Source organism: Cellulomonas sp. GbtcB1 (assembly GCF_019091725.1).
GTDB lineage: Bacteria > Actinomycetota > Actinomycetes > Actinomycetales > Cellulomonadaceae > Cellulomonas.
In genome coordinates this window covers 12,779-28,114 of sequence record NZ_JAGXJG010000057.1, presented here as the reverse complement: position 1 = coordinate 28,114, position 15,336 = coordinate 12,779, and the positions used below count along the sequence as shown (strand labels likewise).

At 77.3% G+C, this 15,336-nt stretch carries 16 protein-coding genes and 1 tRNA gene; 9 read left to right on the top strand and 8 right to left on the bottom strand.

From position 1 onward, the window contains the following. Positions 1-278: 278 nt before the first annotated feature. A complete protein-coding gene (locus KVT14_RS16920; protein ID WP_254631130.1) occupies positions 279-1,223 on the top strand; it encodes an ATP-dependent DNA ligase in 945 nt (314 codons plus the stop codon). 1 nt (position 1,224) lies between these two features. Here the strand turns inward: KVT14_RS16920 and KVT14_RS16915 are convergent, their stop codons facing one another. Continuing rightward, positions 1,225-2,133, bottom strand: coding sequence for a DUF368 domain-containing protein (locus KVT14_RS16915; RefSeq protein WP_217616735.1), 909 nt, complete (start codon positions 2,131-2,133; stop codon positions 1,225-1,227). A gap of 163 nt (positions 2,134-2,296) precedes the next feature. On the opposite strand from KVT14_RS16915, the gene KVT14_RS16910 reads away from it, so the two are divergent. The 4 genes from KVT14_RS16910 (at position 2,297) to KVT14_RS16895 (ending at position 4,808) form a co-directional block, all read left to right on the top strand. After that, positions 2,297-2,369: transfer RNA gene (locus KVT14_RS16910), tRNA-Arg, on the top strand. A gap of 505 nt (positions 2,370-2,874) precedes the next feature. Further along, positions 2,875-4,107, top strand: coding sequence for a sugar MFS transporter (locus KVT14_RS16905; protein ID WP_217616734.1), 1,233 nt, complete (start codon positions 2,875-2,877; stop codon positions 4,105-4,107). A gap of 19 nt (positions 4,108-4,126) precedes the next feature. Further along, positions 4,127-4,441 carry a multidrug efflux SMR transporter gene (locus KVT14_RS16900; RefSeq protein WP_217616733.1) on the top strand — a complete coding sequence of 105 codons (315 nt, stop codon included), beginning with the start codon at positions 4,127-4,129 and terminating at the stop codon, positions 4,439-4,441. 1 nt (position 4,442) lies between these two features. Further along, the gene (locus KVT14_RS16895; protein ID WP_217616732.1) at positions 4,443-4,808 is read left to right on the top strand and encodes a multidrug efflux SMR transporter; all 366 of its coding nucleotides are present in this window, start codon (positions 4,443-4,445) and stop codon (positions 4,806-4,808) included. A 137-nt stretch (positions 4,809-4,945) separates the two neighbouring features. Here the strand turns inward: KVT14_RS16895 and KVT14_RS16890 are convergent, their stop codons facing one another. Then, a complete protein-coding gene (locus KVT14_RS16890; RefSeq protein WP_217616731.1) occupies positions 4,946-5,152 on the bottom strand; it encodes a hypothetical protein in 207 nt (68 codons plus the stop codon). A gap of 275 nt (positions 5,153-5,427) precedes the next feature. On the opposite strand from KVT14_RS16890, the gene KVT14_RS16885 reads away from it, so the two are divergent. Beyond that, on the top strand, positions 5,428-6,219 hold the full coding sequence (locus KVT14_RS16885) for a phosphatase PAP2 family protein (protein ID WP_217616730.1): 792 nt from the start codon (positions 5,428-5,430) through the stop codon (positions 6,217-6,219). 33 nt (positions 6,220-6,252) lie between these two features. On the opposite strand, the gene KVT14_RS16880 is transcribed toward KVT14_RS16885, so the two are convergent. Further along, positions 6,253-7,863, bottom strand: coding sequence for an ABC-F family ATP-binding cassette domain-containing protein (locus KVT14_RS16880; RefSeq protein WP_217616729.1), 1,611 nt, complete (start codon positions 7,861-7,863; stop codon positions 6,253-6,255). Between the two features lie 387 nt (positions 7,864-8,250). On the opposite strand from KVT14_RS16880, the gene KVT14_RS16875 reads away from it, so the two are divergent. Beyond that, a complete protein-coding gene (locus tag KVT14_RS16875) occupies positions 8,251-8,862 on the top strand; it encodes a GyrI-like domain-containing protein (RefSeq protein WP_217616728.1) in 612 nt (203 codons plus the stop codon). Positions 8,863-8,872: 10 nt separating this feature from the next. On the opposite strand, the gene KVT14_RS16870 is transcribed toward KVT14_RS16875, so the two are convergent. From KVT14_RS16870 to KVT14_RS16860, 3 genes are all read right to left on the bottom strand, one after another. Further along, complete coding sequence (locus KVT14_RS16870; RefSeq protein WP_308161131.1) at positions 8,873-9,649, bottom strand: glycosyltransferase family 2 protein; 777 nt, start codon at positions 9,647-9,649, stop codon at positions 8,873-8,875. Between the two features lie 108 nt (positions 9,650-9,757). Further along, positions 9,758-10,144: a hypothetical protein gene (locus KVT14_RS16865; protein WP_217616727.1), complete on the bottom strand. Its 387-nt coding sequence runs from the start codon at positions 10,142-10,144 to the stop codon at positions 9,758-9,760. A 17-nt stretch (positions 10,145-10,161) separates the two neighbouring features. After that, the gene (locus tag KVT14_RS16860) at positions 10,162-11,367 is read right to left on the bottom strand and encodes a proton-conducting transporter membrane subunit (protein ID WP_217616726.1); all 1,206 of its coding nucleotides are present in this window, start codon (positions 11,365-11,367) and stop codon (positions 10,162-10,164) included. Positions 11,368-11,610: 243 nt separating this feature from the next. Between KVT14_RS16860 and KVT14_RS16855 the strand changes: the two genes are divergently transcribed. Further along, entirely contained in the window at positions 11,611-13,392 is a 1,782-nt protein-coding gene (locus KVT14_RS16855; protein ID WP_217616725.1) for an acyltransferase, read from the top strand. Positions 13,393-13,537: 145 nt separating this feature from the next. Here the strand turns inward: KVT14_RS16855 and KVT14_RS16850 are convergent, their stop codons facing one another. Both KVT14_RS16850 and KVT14_RS16845 read right to left on the bottom strand, forming a co-directional pair. Continuing rightward, a complete protein-coding gene (locus tag KVT14_RS16850; protein ID WP_217616724.1) occupies positions 13,538-14,710 on the bottom strand; it encodes a hypothetical protein in 1,173 nt (390 codons plus the stop codon). Then, positions 14,710-15,006 carry a PadR family transcriptional regulator gene (locus KVT14_RS16845; RefSeq protein ID WP_217616723.1) on the bottom strand — a complete coding sequence of 99 codons (297 nt, stop codon included), beginning with the start codon at positions 15,004-15,006 and terminating at the stop codon, positions 14,710-14,712. Before KVT14_RS16845 ends, KVT14_RS16850 begins: the two co-directional genes overlap by 1 nt. A 52-nt stretch (positions 15,007-15,058) precedes the next feature. Between KVT14_RS16845 and KVT14_RS16840 the strand changes: the two genes are divergently transcribed. Next, positions 15,059-15,328, top strand: a complete 270-nt coding sequence (locus KVT14_RS16840; protein ID WP_217616722.1) for a hypothetical protein — start codon at positions 15,059-15,061, stop codon at positions 15,326-15,328. The last annotated feature ends 8 nt before the right edge of the window (positions 15,329-15,336 follow it).

Here is a 15,336-nt window from a genome sequence, read left to right as displayed (position 1 = left end):
GAGGTGCGGCACGACCGGTAGTTCTGGGAGGACCGGTACCGCTCGGCGCCGCGGGTGTGGAGCGGTCGGCCGAACCCGCAGCTGGTCGTCGAGGTCGGCGACCACGCGCCGGCGCGGGGCGTCGGGGGCGGCGTGCGCCGGTCCGCGCCGCGTCGGCCCCGCCCCCGGCGAGGCCCGCGACGTCCGCCTGACGGCGCCCGTCTCACCCGGTCGGACGAAATCGGACGAAACCCCACATATGCGGAGGAAATCGAGCGTACAGTTCGCGCGTGGCCCGAATGCCGGACGACCCCAGCGGTCTCGCCCTGGCGCGCCCCGTCCCCGGGCTCGACGACACGATCGGCATGCCCGGCGGCACCGCGTGGGAGCCGAAGTGGGACGGCATGCGGCTGCTCGCGCTCGCCGACGGCCCTCGGACCCTGCTCCGGTCCCGGCACGGCGCCGACCTGACGCACGACTTCCCCGAGGTGACCGACGCGGTGGCCCGGCTCGTGCCCGCGGGCACCGTGCTGGACGGCGAGCTCGTCGTCCGCAGCGCCGGCCAGGTGGACTTCGGCGCCCTGCAGCGCCGGGCCGGCGCCGCGCAGCCGGGCGCGTTCGCCGCCACCCTGCCGGGCGAGTTCATCGTGTTCGACGTCATCCAGCGCGAGCACGTCGACCTCCGGCCGCAGCCGTTCATCGAGCGGCGCATCGCGCTCGAGGAGCTCGCCGCCGCCTGGGTCGGGCCGCTGTCCACCTCGCCGCTCACCGGCGACGCCGGTCTGGCCGCGCGCTGGTTCCGGGACCTCGCGGGGCTGGGCGTCGACGGCCTCGTCGCGAAGGGCCTCGACCAGCCCTACCGCCCCGGCACCCGCGAGTGGCGCAAGGTCAAGCACCGCTCCGTCGTCGACCTCGTCGCCACGGCCGTCACCGGGTCCGCCGCGCAGCCGGGCGCCCTGCTGCTGGCGCTGCCCGTCGACGGCGAGCTGGTGCCCGTCGGGCGGTCGGGCTCGCTCGGGCTCGCGGCGGGGCTCGCGCTCGGGCGGCTCGTCACCCCGCTCGGCCCGCCCGGCGGCGCGACGTCGGCCATCGCGACCCGGATCGCCCCGCTGGTCGTCGAGGTGTCCGCCGACGTGCCGTGGGCCGACGGCGCCCTGGCGCGGCCGGCGCAGTTCCTGCGGGCGCGGCCGGAGCTGCACCCGGTCGAGGTGGCGGCGGGCGCCGTGCTCGTGGGCTGCGGCTGACTCAGCCCGCGTCGGGCAGCGAGCGGGACCGCCGCTCGGCCGCGACCAGCCCGAGCACGACCGCCGCGCCCACCGCGAACGCCGCCACGGCCAGCCCGACCTGGTCGCCCGGCGCCAGCAACGTCCGGTCGTCGTCCTGCCACGGCCACAGCGCGCGCAGCGCCCCGGCCATCACGCCGGAGAGCAGCACCAGCGTCGGGCGCCGCTTGTGCTCCAGCAGCCACTGCAGCGCCTTCACGAAGCACGCGAGGCCGAGGACGATCCCGGCGAGGAACACGGCGACGTAGCCCCAGTCCCGGTCGTTCAGCGCCGCGAGCGTGGGCTGGTACAGCCCGAACGTCAGCAGCAGGAACGACCCGGACGTCCCGGGCAGCGCCAGCGCGCACGCGGCGACGGCCGCGGCGACCAGCACCACCGGGTAGGTGGGGCTCAAGTGCTGCGGCGGCAGCCCGACGAGCAGGAACACCGCGGCTGCGAAGACCAGCGCCCGCGTCACCTCGCCCGCCGACCACCGCGCGCCGGCCATCCGCACCGGCACCACCAGTGCCGCCGCCGTCATGCCGAGGAACAGGCCGTAGAGAGGGACGGGGTGCTCCTCCAGCAGCGGCGCGATGAACCGCACCGTGATCAGCAGCCCCGGCACCATGCCGATGAGCAGCGGCACGATGACCGACCACCGCACCTTCCGGAGCTCCGCGCGGGCGCGGACCCGGTCGGTCGCGGCCAGGCGCAGCGCGGAGATCGCGTGTCCGGCGCCGGTGACGGCGGTCTCGTAGACGCCGGTGACCAGGGCGACGGTGCCGCCGCTGATGCCGGGCAGGGCCTCGGCGGCGCCGACGAGGGCGCCACGGGTCACCGACCAGGGGGTCGAGGCGGGGGACGTGGTGGCGGCGGGAGCGTCGTCAGGCACCCCGCGACGGTACGTGGCGTGGGGACGCGGAGGCCAGGCGGCGGGGTACCTACGCAGCGGGCGTGGAGCGGTCCGTCTGCGGGTGTGGCCGGGCGCACGTCGGTCCGGTTTGGGCAAGGGGCGGTGCGGCCTGTACTCTCTTCAACGGCCCTCCGGGGCCGATGCGCCCGTAGCTCAATGGATAGAGCATCTGACTACGGATCAGAAGGTTGGGGGTTCGAGTCCCTCCGGGCGCACAGGTCGCAACGGCACCCCACGGGGTGCCGTTCGCCGTTTCGGGGGCGTACGAGCCGGCCACCGGCCAGGAGAAGTCGCAGCCGGCGGTCGAGCTCGCCCGCTGCGCTGCACGAACCGCTCTCGTGGGTGTCGACCGGCGCGCTCCCAGCTGCGCCAGCTCTCGGCCGGAAGACCGCAGGCGTCCGCGGCCTCCTTCGCGTTTTCCCAGCCGATCTCCTGGCGAACGACCGCCAGCCCCGCGCCGGAGGAGTTCAGCGACGAGACTCGCACACACGAGAGGAAGGCCCGACAGCTCCATGGTGCCGGGCCTTCGTCGTCCTGCTGGCGACGTTCCCGGTGCGGCGCGGCTCCGACGACGGGGGCGCGGACCCGCGCCGCTGACGGCGTGGACGGCGCCCCGACCGGCCAGCATGATCGGTACGATCGTCCACATCAGCTGCGGGCGCTCGCCGGCCGGAGCCGTCCGACCGTGCCCGAACTCGCCGAGAGGCAGCGCACCACGCCGTGTACTCGCTCCTGCTGACGATCGTCTACGTCGCCTTCATCAGCCTCGGGCTGCCCGACTCCCTGGTCGGGTCCGGGTGGCCCGTGATGCACGAGGACCTCGGGGCCCCGCTGGCGTTCGCGGGCATCCTGACGATGATCATCTCGGTCGGGACGATCGTGTCCAGCCTCGCGTCCGACCGGCTCACGCGGCGGTTCGGGGCCGGGCTGGTCACCGCCGTCAGCGTCGGGATGACGGCGGCCGCGCTGGTGGGCTTCTCGCTGTCCGGGTCGTTCTGGCTGCTCTGCCTGTGGGCGATCCCGTACGGCCTCGGGGCGGGCGCGGTCGACGCGGCGCTGAACAACTACGTCGCCCTGCACTACGCCGCGCGCCACATGAACTGGCTGCACAGCTTCTGGGGCGTGGGCGCCTCGATCAGCCCGTTCATCATGAGCTACGCCCTCGGCTCCCAGCTCGGGTGGTCGGGCGCCTACGGGATCGTCGGCGGCATCCAGATCGCCCTGACGGTGGTGCTGCTCGTCAGCCTGCCGCTCTGGGGGCGGGTCGACGCCGTCCGCGCGGCCGGGTCCGCGGCGGCCGCCGGCGACGGCGGGGACGAGCCGTCGACGCCTCGCGCGCACGTCCCGCTGGCCCAGGCGCTGCGCATCCCGGGCGTGCTGCTGATCCTCACCGCGTTCTTCGCGTACTGCGCCCTCGAGAGCACCGCGATCCTGTGGGCCTCGACGTACCTGGTCACCGACCGCGGGGTCGACACCGCGACAGCGGCGGCGTTCGGCTCGCTGTTCCTGCTGGGCATCACCGGCGGACGGTTCCTGGCCGGGTTCTTCGCCGACCGCGTCGGCGACACGCTCCTCATCCGCGGGGGCTTCGCGACCGTGGCGGTCGGGGTCGTGCTCATCGCGCTCCCGGTGGGGACCGACGTGCTCGCGCTCGCCGGCCTCGTCGTCGCGGGGCTCGGCTGCGCGCCGATCTACCCCGCGATCATCCACTCGACGCCGGTGAACTTCGGCCGCAGCAGCTCGCAGGCCATCATCGGCATCCAGATGGCGGCGGCGTACACCGGCTCGACGCTCGCGCCCCCGCTGTTCGGGGTGCTGTCGACCTGGGCGGGGACGTGGATCTTCCCTCTGTTCGCCGCCGTGCTCGTCGCGCTCGGCCTGGTCATGTCCGAGCGGCTCAACCGCCTCGTCGCGCGCCGCGTGCCGAGCGCGGCCGGGGTCACCGCGTCCTGAGGGTGCGGTCGGGTTCGCCATGGCGTGGGTCGTCCTCATCGGGTCCGGCATGCTCGAGGCGGTGTGGGCGACGGCGCTCGCGGCGTCGAACGGCTTCCGGCGCGTGATCCCGACGGTCGTGTTCTTCCTGTCGATGGGCCTGAGCATGGTCGGCCTGGCGTGGGCCATGCAGACGCTGCCCACCGGGACCGCGTACGCGGTGTGGGTCGGCATCGGTGCGACGCTCACCGTCGTGTGGGCCGCGGCGACGAGCCAGGACCGGCTGGGCGCCGCCCGGGTCGCGCTGCTGGTGCTGCTGATCGGCTCGGTCGTCGGCTTGAAGGCGGTGAGCTGACGTGCCGTGGCTCGTCCTGCTGGTCAGCGCCGTCTTCGAGGCGGTGTGGGCGACCGCGCTCGGGATGTCCGAGGGCCTGAGCCGGCCCGTGCCCACGGTCGTGTTCTTCACGGCGCTCACCGCCAGCATGGGCGGGCTGGCCTGGGCCACCCGGACGATCCCGATCGGGACGGCGTACGCGGTGTGGGTCGGCGTCGGCGCCGCGCTGACCGTCACGTACGCGATGGTGGCGGGGGACGAGGCGGCCTCGCCGGCGAAGGTGCTGTTCCTCGCCGGGATCGTCGGCGCCGTGATCGGGCTGAAGCTGGTCCCGCACGCCCCGGGTCCCCGGGAGCGCGGTCGACCGGACGACGCCGCCTCCTCCTGACGGCGCACGACGGGCCGGGCACGACACAGGGCGGGCGCTTGAGCGCCTGGCACCGGCTGCTGGTGGTGATCGCGTGGCCGGCCGCGTTCGTCGGCCTCGCCGGCGGGGCCCGTGCCTGGCGGTCCGCGCCCGCGGAGTCAGCCGACGGACCGGCGGACGCGGCGCTCCACGGTCAGCCCGCCCGCACCCACCACGGCGAACGCTGCCGCGACGGCCGCGTCACCGCCCTCGGCGAGGATCGAGATCGCCGCGATCACGAGCAGCGCCGCCGGCACGAGCACGGCCGCTGCGGCACGGGGTGAGCGCGGCGGGAGTCTCGCGCCGACGTCGCTCGTGCCTGTCATGGCGGGATCCGTCACGGTCGGGCCTCCTCGCAGACGGGCACCGGGGCGGTTCCGGGTGGCTCCAGCACGATCCCACGGCGGGGACCGGCGCGTCTGGGACCATCGGTCGCCGCCCGGCCGCCCGGCACCGAGTGGATGCGCGACACGACGAGTGTGCATCCGGCGGATGGGCACTCGACGTGTCGGTTGCGCACTCTCCGCCGGCCGCTGGCGCCTTCCCGCGGCCACAGCCCGTTCCCCGAGCGCGTCCCGGCGCGGCCTGGGACGATCTCCCGATGCCTCCCGAGCCCTGGTACCGGCGGACCGTCGCCACCGCCCGACGGTCGGCGCTCGCCGTGTGGGACCGCCGCGGGGACCTGCGCGACCCGACGTCGCGCGCGGCCGTCGTGCTCGGGCTGCTGCTGGTGGTCGTGGGCCTCACCGGGGTGCTGGTCGTGCACGACGCGGTGGCCGAGGGCGACGACCTCGCCGAGGCCGACCTCCCGGTGCTGGACTGGCTGGTCGCCGCCCGCGGGCCGGGGGTCACGGCGTTCCTCACGGCCGTCTCGGCGGTGACGGGGCCCGGCGTCCTGCCGGCGGTCGTCGTCGTCGCGTGCCTGGTGTGGGGGCTGGCGACGCGCTCCTGGTGGCAGCCGGCGCTGCTCGCGGGGGCCATGGTGCTCTCGACGCTGGTGTCCCTGGCGATCAAGTCGGCGGTGGCCCGGCCGCGCCCGCCGCTGGACACCATGACGGTGCCGGGGTCGGAGTCGACGTACTCGTTCCCGTCGGGTCACACCGTCGGCACCGCGACGTTCCTGCTCACGGCCGGGTACCTGATCTGGATCCGGAGCCCGCACGTGCGCTCGCTCGTGCTCTGGGCCCTCGGGACCGGTGCGGGCATCCTGCTCGTCGCCGGCAGCCGGCTGTACCTCGGCTACCACTTCCTCACCGACGTGACCGCGGGGTTCGCGCTCGCGGTCGCCGTGCTGGGCGTGGTGGTCGTGGTCGACCGGCGCCGGGCGGTGCGCGCCGCGCGCATGACGGCAGGTGCCGGAGGCGACGACGCGGGGGCCACGCCGGCGGGCTGACCCCGCCGGCGCGTGACCGGAGCCGCCCCGCCCTCAGCCGGGCAGCTCCGCGCGCCGCCGCAGCCGCCCATCCGCCCCGAGCTCGAGCACCGCGTCCAGCCCGAGCCGCTCCAGGAACGCGCGGTCGTGGCTCACCACGAGCAGCGCGCCCCGGTACGCGTCGAGCGCCTCCGCGAGCTGCGCGACGCTCGCGAGGTCGAGGTTGTTGGTCGGCTCGTCGAGGACGAGCAGCTGCGCGGGCGGGTCCGCGAGCAGCAGCCGCGCCAGCGCGACCCGGAACCGCTCGCCGCCGGACAGGGTGCGCACCGGACGGTCGACCGCGTCGCCGCGCAGCAGCAGCCGCGCGAGCTGGTTCCGCAGCGTCCCGGGCGGCGTGCCCGGCGCCGCGGCCTGCACCGCCGCGAGCGCGCCGGCCTCGTCGTCCAGGCCGTCGAGGCGCTGCGGCAGGTAGCCGACCGCGTCGGTGAGCAGCCGGCCGTGGGGTCGACCGGGCGCCGGGGCCGACCCGCGGACCAGCTGCTCCAGCAGGGTCGTCTTGCCCGTGCCGTTGGCCCCGACGAGGGCGACGCGCTCCGGCCCCTGGACGACCACCGTGCCGCCGGCACCGTCGGCGAGCTCGGCGATCCGCCGGCCGCGGGGCACCCCGGGGTCCGGCAGCGTGAGGTGGATGTGCTCGTCGTCGCGCACGCGGGCGTCGGCGCCGTCGACCGCGGTCTGGGCCGCCCGCACCCGGTCGTCGAGCGTGGACCGCAGGGCGCCCGCGGCGTTCTGCGCCCGGCTGGCTCGGTTGCCGGCGAGGATCTTCGGGATGCCGCCGTCCCGCTGGGTCGCCCGGGCGGTGCGGGCCCGCCGGGCGAGCGTCGTCTCCGCCTCGGCGCGCTGCCGCTTCTCGGAACGCAGGGCCTGCTGGGCGGACCGCGCGGCCTGCTCGGCGGCCGCCTGCTCGGCCTCCCGGTGCTGCTGCCAGGCGCTGTACGTGCCGCCGAACGTCTCCAGGGCCCCGTCGTGCAGCTCGGCGATCCGGTCGACGTGCTCCAGCAGCTCCAGGTCGTGGCTGACGACGACGAGGGTCCCCGGCCACGTGTCGACGAGCTCGGCGAGCCGCGCGCGGGTGGGCCGGTCGAGGTTGTTGGTCGGCTCGTCGAGCAGGGTGACCGCGGTGCGGCGCAGGCGCAGGCCGGTGACGGCGATCAGCACGGCCTCGCCGCCGGACACCTCGGCCACCCGCCGGTCGAGGTCAGCCGCCGAGAACCCGATCTGGTGCAACGACTCGTCGGCGCGGGCCTCGATGTCCCAGTCGTCGCCGACGGCGTCGAAGTGCCGCGGGTCGACGTCCCCGGACTCGATGGCGCGCAGCGCCGCCAGGGTGCGGTCGATGCCGAGCAGCTCCGCGACGGTGGTGTCCCGGGCGAGCGTGAGCGTCTGGGGCAGGTACCCGACGTCGCCGACGACCTCGACCGCGCCGGACGTGGGGACGAGCAGGCCGGCGACGAGCCGGAGCAGCGTGGACTTGCCCGAGCCGTTGCGGCCGACCAGGCCGGTGCGGCCGGCGGTGAACGTGGCGTCGAGGCGGTCGAGGGCGACCGTGCCGTCGGGCCACTCGAGCGTGACGCCCCGCAGGGTGACGGTGGGGGAGGGGGACATGGGCGTGCTCTTCTCTCTCCCGGGCCCGTGGGCGGGGAGGGCTGGTCGGCGTGGGCGGCCGGGCCGGGCGCGGGTCGCGCCGGCGACGCGCGGGGCGTGCCGGGGCGGGCGGCCGGGCGGTCGCGCACCGGGTCGGTGCGGCGCCGGACGTGCGGGGACTCGTCGCGGCGCGGTCGACGCCCGTGGCGGGCGGACCGGCGCTGCGCGTCGGACGACGGGGCGAGCCACCGGCGGTCCGGTGGCTAGGCTCTGTCGACCTCGATCGCCTCCACGCGGCGACCGTAGCAGCGGTCCCCGCCGCCGGCCCAGGCCTTTTCCGCGCCCGGGGCCCCGCACCGTCGGCGGCGCGCCATGATGGGCGCACGACCGCCTCGAGGAGGGCCGACGATGCCGACGGACGTGCGCCGCGAGCGCGCCGACCTGTACCGCGCGGGTCCCGGGTGGGACGAGGTCGTCGTGCCGCCGGCGGAGTACCTCGCGGTCGACGGGCACGGCGACCCGGACTCGGCCGCCTACGCGGACGCCGTCGCGGCGCTGTACACCGCCGCCTACGCGGTGCGCGCGGCGGTGAAGCGGCGCACCGGCGAGGCGTTCGTGGTCGGACCGCTGGAGGGGCTGTGGTCGAGCGCCGACCCGTCCGCGTTCACCGAGGGCCGCCGGGGCGACTGGGACTGGACGATGCTGATCCCGCTCCCGGCCGCGGTCACGGGTGAGGATGTCGCCGACGGGCGCGCCGCGGCGGCGGCGCGCGGGACGGGCCTGCCCGTGGACCGGGTGGTCCCGCTCACGCTGGACGAGGGCCGCTCGCTGCAGGCGCTGCACGTCGGGCCGTACGACGACGAGGGGCCCGCGCTCGCCCGGCTGCACCGCGAGGTGATGCCCGCCCGGGGTCTCACCTGGAACGGCCGGCACCACGAGATCTACCTCGGCGACCCCCGGCGGGTCGCGCCCGGGCGGCTGCGCACGGTGCTGCGGCAGCCGGTCCGCCCCGCGGGCTGACGCGGCCGGGTCAGCGCGGCGGTGCTGCCGGCGCCGCCTGCCCCCGCCACCAGGCCACGCGGCGCCCCGGCGCCCGCCACGGCGCCTGCTCCGGCCAGTGCAGCACCACGGACCGCCACCCGCGGGCCACCCGCCGGCCGAGCCCGCGCGCCGACCGCAGCGGGCGGGCGGAGATCGACACGGCCAGCCCGGCGTCGTACCGGACCGACCCGGGCGGCAGGTGGAAGCTCAGGTCCAGGTCGTCGTGCACGTCGGCCTCGCGGTGCACCTCGTGCCGGGCGGTCCGCCACGCGGCGGCGCGCACGGCGCACGCCGACCCGAACACCGGGGGACCGCCGAGCGCGAGCCCCGCCAGGACGAAGTACGCGCGCATGTAGAGCAGGTGCACCAGCGCGCTGCCCAGCCCGCCCACCGGACCGAGCCGGAACCGCCCCGGTCCGGTGACCGCGGCGCACCCCGGGTCGTCCGCCAGCAGCGCCTCGACCCGCGCGAGCCACCCCGGGGGCAGCACGGTGTCCGCGTCCACCCGCGCGATGACGTCGCCGGTCGCGGCGTCGTACCCGGCCGCCGCCGCGGGCCAGATGCCGCGCTCGGCCTCGTGCACCACCCGGGCGCCGGCCGCGGCGGCCACCCGCGCGGTCCCGTCGCCGCTGGCGTTGTCCACGACGACCACCTCGTCGGGGAGCCGGGTCTGGGCCGCGAGGGACGCGAGGCAGCGCGGGAGCCGGTCCTCCTCGTCCCAGGCGGGTACGACGACGGAGATGCGCAGCGGGGGCCGGCCGGTCACCGGCGCGTCCCTGTCGGGTCAGCGAGCACGCCCCATCCCCGCACGGACGGGACCGTGCGGCAACCGGGCGGGGCCCGCCGCCGGCCGGGCCTCGCGGACGGGGGGACGTCAGGCGTGCTCGTCCGGGGGGCCGGGCGCGTCCGCCGGCGGCCGTTCGCGCCGGGAGCGCGCGCGTGCCGTGGTCGCCACGTCGAGCGCCCCGCCGAGCACCGCCACGAGGTCGCCGCGCGGGATGGTGGCGGCACGCAGCCGCGGCGGGACCAGGCCGGCCCGCACCGCCACGGCCCCGACCGCGGCGAGCCCCAGGCCGAGCAGCACGGGCCAGGTCGCTTGCCACAGCGTGACGGTGTCGAGGGCGGGCACGGACAGCACGGGCACCCACCGGCCCGCGAGGTACCAGGTCGCGACGGTCCCGCCGAGGCAGAGCACGACCCAGGACACCAGGCCGACGTCGGGTCCCACCCGGCCGGGCCGGACGTGCCGGCGCAGGATCATGGCGGTGCGGGCCAGGATCAGCGTGGAGACCGTCGCGACGAACGGCAGCGCGACGGTGATGGCGGCCGGCTCGGGGCCGTCGGCGAGGGCGCGCTTGCGGCGTACTTCGCCACCGCGCCGCTGCCGAACGGCGCGCCGACCACGGCGAGGGCGAGCACTGCGGCGCCGGCGAGGACGAGCGGGCGCAGCCGCCCGCCCCCGTGCCGCTGCCAGATCTGCACGGACAGCACGACACCGCCCTTGGCCATCCCGTGGTGCACCGCGTACACGACGGCGGACAGCGCGCACGCCCGGGCCAGCTCCGGTATCGCGAGCGCCACTCCGACGAGCACCGTGATGAAGCCCATCTGGCCGACGGTGCTGTACCCGAGCGACACCTCGGCGTCGTCGTTCAGCACTCCCGGCACGACCGCCAGCAGCCCGCCCGCCAGGCCGACGACCACCAGTGCGGTGCCCCACCCCGGCAGGGCCGTCTCGCCGAGCGGGAGCATCCGCAGCAGGCCGACCAGCCCGACCTTGACGACGGTGCCGCTCAGCACGGCGCCGACCGGGATCGCGACCGTGGACTCCACGAGCGGCAGCCAGCCGTGCAGCGGGAAGGTGGCGGCGCGGATGCCGAACGCGACCAGGGTGAGCGCCACGACCGGCACCAGGACGGGCGAGGTCGCGACCACCGCGGGCACGTCGGCGAGCCGCACTCCGCCCGCCCCGACGACGAGCACCGCGGCGGCGACGAGCGCGGCGTCCGAGGTGACGGCCAGCGCCAGGTGCAGCCGGGCCGCCGACCGTGCGGGCCCGCCCGCCGGCAGCCGGGCCATGAGCGCGACCGCGACCGTCGTGACCAGGCACCCGGCCACCAGCGTGCGGACGTCCGCCGCGAGCAGCGCCAGGGCGTTGCCGGAGCCGCAGAGCAGCAGCAGCGCCGTCAGCCGGAGGGCGCCGGGTGCGCCCGACCGCGCGGTGACGACCAGGGCCGCGGCGTACAGCACCGTCGCGACCAGCACCAGGGGGCGCGACAGCGCGTCGACGAGCACCAGCCCGCCCGTGCCGGAGCCGGTGCCGGCCCCCGCGCCGGTGCCCAGCACGGCCAGCGCCGCGAGCGGGAGCAGCGCGAACGGCGCGGCGGCTGCTGTCCGGCGGCGGTCGCCGCCCCGCGCCAGCAGCACCGCGGCGAGCGAGGCAGGGAGCACGAGAGCGCCCAGCCAGATCACGTCGGTCGTCACGGCCGCAGCCTGGCAGCCGCACTCGCAGCTGCGGCCGCCCGCGCGGGTCGGTGACCCCGACCTGGCCGCGCTGCCGGGGTCCATCGGCGGCATGGTCGCCGACTTCGGCGTCCCGCCGACCGCCGTGAGCGGCGCGATCGTGACCTACGGCCTGTCGGTCGCTGCCCTGGTGATGACGGGGGCGAAGGTGGGGCAGCGCCTGGGCTGGGTCCGCGCCTTCCGGGTGGACGTCGGACGTTCGCGGTGTCGAGCCTGCTCATGCTGCTCGCGCCGGCCGTCGGGTGGGTGATCGCGGCGCAGGCGCTCGCGGGTGCGTCCGCGGCCGTCATCGTGCCCGCGCTGGTCGCGCTCATCGCCGAGAGCTACGTCGGCGACCAGCGGGCCACCGCCATCGGGTCCCTCGGGTCGGCGCGCGCTCGCCGGGGTCGCCGCGTTCCTGCTCGGCGGGGTGCTCGGCACGCTCGTCGGCTGGCGCCCCGTCTTCGGCGTGGCGACGACCTCCGGGCGGCGCTGGAGTCGCGGACCGACGCCGACCCGGCGCAGGTCGACGCGGCGGTGGCGGTCAACGAGCAGGTCCGGCTGGACACGCTGCGGGTGGGGCTGCTGGTGCTCGCCGGCCTGAGCGCCGTGGCCGCGCTGCCGGCGAGCCGGCTCCCGCGGTACCGCGCCGGCGAGGACACGGGCCGGGCGGCTGACCGGTACGTCCATTCGGGCGAAAAACCCACAAAACGGACAGTTGCGCCCGGGTGCTGGGCTATCAACAGACTCTCGGGTCGCGACGCCGGGCGCCGTCGGCCGCCCGGGACGGCCCCCGACCCGGAGGTGGCGATGTCCGTCCCCACGACCGTCCGCGGCGCGGTCCCCGGCGCGCCGGCAGCCGGCGCGGGCAGTGGCCGGCTGCCGGGCCTCGACGGCCTGCGCGGCGTCGCGGCGCTCGTCGTCCTCGTGCACCACTCGCTGCTGCTGACGCCCGCGCTGATGGCGGTGCACGACGACCCCGCCGCCCCGCGGAGCGCGCTCGTCCAGGCCGTGTCGGCGACGCCGCTGCACCTGCTCTGGGAGGGCGAGGTCGCGGTGCAGGTGTTCTTCGTCCTCAGCGGGTTCGTGCTCACCGTCGCCGCGACCCGCCCCGGTCACCGGTGGGGGCCGTACTACCCGCAGCGGCTGCTCCGGCTGTACCTGCCGGTGTGGGCCGCCGTCGTGCTGGCGCTGGCCCTGCGGTTCGCCGTGCCCGTCGGCGACACCGCCGGCCTCAGCCCGTGGCTCACGTTCCACGGGGACGTCGGCCGGGCCGGCGTCCTCGGCGACCTGCTGCTGCTCGTCGGTCCGGCGGGCTCGACGATGACCGCGCTGTGGTCGCTGCGCTGGGAGGTGCTGTTCTCCCTGCTGCTGCCGCTGTTCGTGCTGGCGGCGACCCGGCTGCGGCACTGGGCGCCGCTGGTGGTGGGCGCGCTCGCCGCCGTGGCCTGGGTGGGCGCGGCGACCGGGCCGGTCGACCAGCCCTACGCGCTGGGCGCGCTCTACCAGCTGCCGCTGTTCGCGCTGGGCTGCGTGCTGGCGGCCGGCCGGCACCGGATCGCCGCCGTCACGGCGCGCTGGGGCCGGGTCGCCTGGGCCGGTGTGCTCGTCGGGGCCGTGCTGCTCACCACGAGCTACTGGCTGCTGGACCTGGGCGGGGCGCGGGAGGACGTGCCGCACGGCGTGGTCGCGCTGACCCGCGTCCTGCAGGCGGCGGGCGCGGGGCTGCTCGTGGTCGCGGCGCTCGGGCCGCTCGCCCGGCCGCTGAGCCGGCCGGCCGTGCGCTGGCTCGGGACGCGGTCGTTCAGCCTGTACCTGGTCCACGAGCCGGTCGTCGTCGCGGTCGGCTACCTGACGGGCTGGACGTCGCCCGCGGTGCTGCTGCTGACCGTCCCGGTCTCGCTGCTGCTGGCGGAGGGCTTCTTCCGCGTGGTCGAGCGACCGTCCCACCGCCTGGCCCGCGCGGTCGGCGGGCGCCTGACCCGCCGCGCGGCCCCGGCGCCCTGACGACCCGCCCCGCCCGCCCCACCCGCCCCGCCCGACCCCACCCCACCCCCCTCCCGCTCGCCGAGGTCGGTGGTTCGCGCCGAGATCGGTGGGTACAACCACCGATCTCGCGCCGAACCACCGACCTCGGCGCCGGGGCCGGGCCTCAGCCCCGGCGGTCGAGCGCCGTGCCCGGCGTCCGGGCGGCGGGGGGCGGGTCCCCGGGCAGCGGGACGACCGTGCCGGCCGGGAGCCAGTCCGCCGCGGGCAGGTACCCGTCGACGGGCACGTCGGCCCGGTCGGGCTGCCGGCGCAGCGCGCGCACGAGGTCGATCCCCGCGACGACGCCGGTGCGGCCCTCGTCGAGGGCCCGGCCGGCGGCGGCGAGCACCGGCAGCGCGGCGGCCGCGAGCGCGGCGACCGGGCCGGCGAGCAGGGTGGCGAGCCCCGGCGCCCACGGCGTCAGGAGCGCGCCGGCGCCGACGGCCGCCGCGAGCCGGCTGCGTCCCGCGGGGCCGAGCGGCACCACCCACCGGTGCGGCTGGCCGACGGGCCGCCACGCCCGCACGCGCGCACCGGCCCGTCGCCGGGCGGCGAGGCCCACCAGCACGCCGAGCACCGCGAGCCCGAGCCCGAGGCCGCGCGCGCCGGCGGTCATCGGCGTCGACGTGATCTGGAGCTCCGCGCCCTCCCGGACGGCGGACGTCCGGTACGGGGCCAGCGCCAGGGTCACGACGCACAGCGCGAGCACGGTCACGGCGACCACCCGTGCCGCCGCGATCCACGACCGGGCCTCGATCCGGGGTCGCGCGACGATCCCGGGGATCCGCCCGCTCGGGGTGACCGTCTCCCCGGGCTGCACGACCAGCTGGCGGGCGACCATCCGGGCGCGCCAGTGGCCGCCCCAGATCGCGATGCCGATCAGCATCACCGGGGTCCACCACCGCACCAGGTCGAGCGGCGGGTCGTCGCCGCCGAGCACCCGGAGCCAGGCGATCGCGGTGATCGACGCGAACGGGACCGCCCACCGCCGCACGACGAACCACGGCCCCTCGATGTCGTCCCGCGCCCAGTCCCGGTACCGGGGGTCGAGCCGCAGCTCCAGCCCGACGTACCCGAGGTACGCGAGCAGCGGCGGGTGCTCGCGCCACCGGGTCCGCCAGCCCGCGACCAGCAGGCCCAGGCCCGAGCGCAGGTCGAGGCGCCGCGCGCCCGGGGGCGCCAGGTCGGCCAGCACCGCGGTGATCTCGTCCGCGCGCGCCGCACGCCACCGCCGCGGGTGCGCCCGCAGCCACCGTCCGACCGATCGCGCGAAGGCCGCGTCCACGCCCGGGCCCATCAGGCGATCCCGGGTCGGGTGACGCCGCCGAGCAGCCGGTCGGCGCGCCGGGCGAGCGCCGACAGCCGGGCGGTCTCGGCGGTGAGCGCGTCGTGGCCCTCGGGCGTGAGCCGGTAGTACCGGCGCAGGCGCCCGTCGACGACCACCTCGCCCGAGCCCTCGGCGTAGCCGGCGGCCACGAGCCGGTCCAGGATCCCGTAGAGCGTGCCCGCGCTGGCGACAAGGGGCGCGCGCCGGCGCCGCCCGGTCGGCGCCGCGCACAGCGAGTCCCCATCTCCCGGACGCCCGGCGTTCATCTCCGGGCGCCACACTCGGTGCCATCGGTCGCGCGCGGGAGAGGTCGGGCGGATGCAGGCGGTTCGGGACGTGGGCACGCGGTACTCGTGGGTCCAGGTGGAGCACCCGGTGTACGTCGTCGACTTCCTGGCCTCGGCGGGCGCGCCCGCCGAGCGCTGGCGGCTCGTCGACGGCGGCGACGTGCTCGAGGTGCTCGAGTGGGTCGGCCGGCACCAGCGCGGGCGGGCCGTCGCGGTGAGCCTGGAGGTCGAGGACGCGGGCGGCTTCACGCTCGTGCAGCTCACGCCGGCCGAGGGGCTGCGGCAGGTCGCCGGCTGGTGACGCCGGGC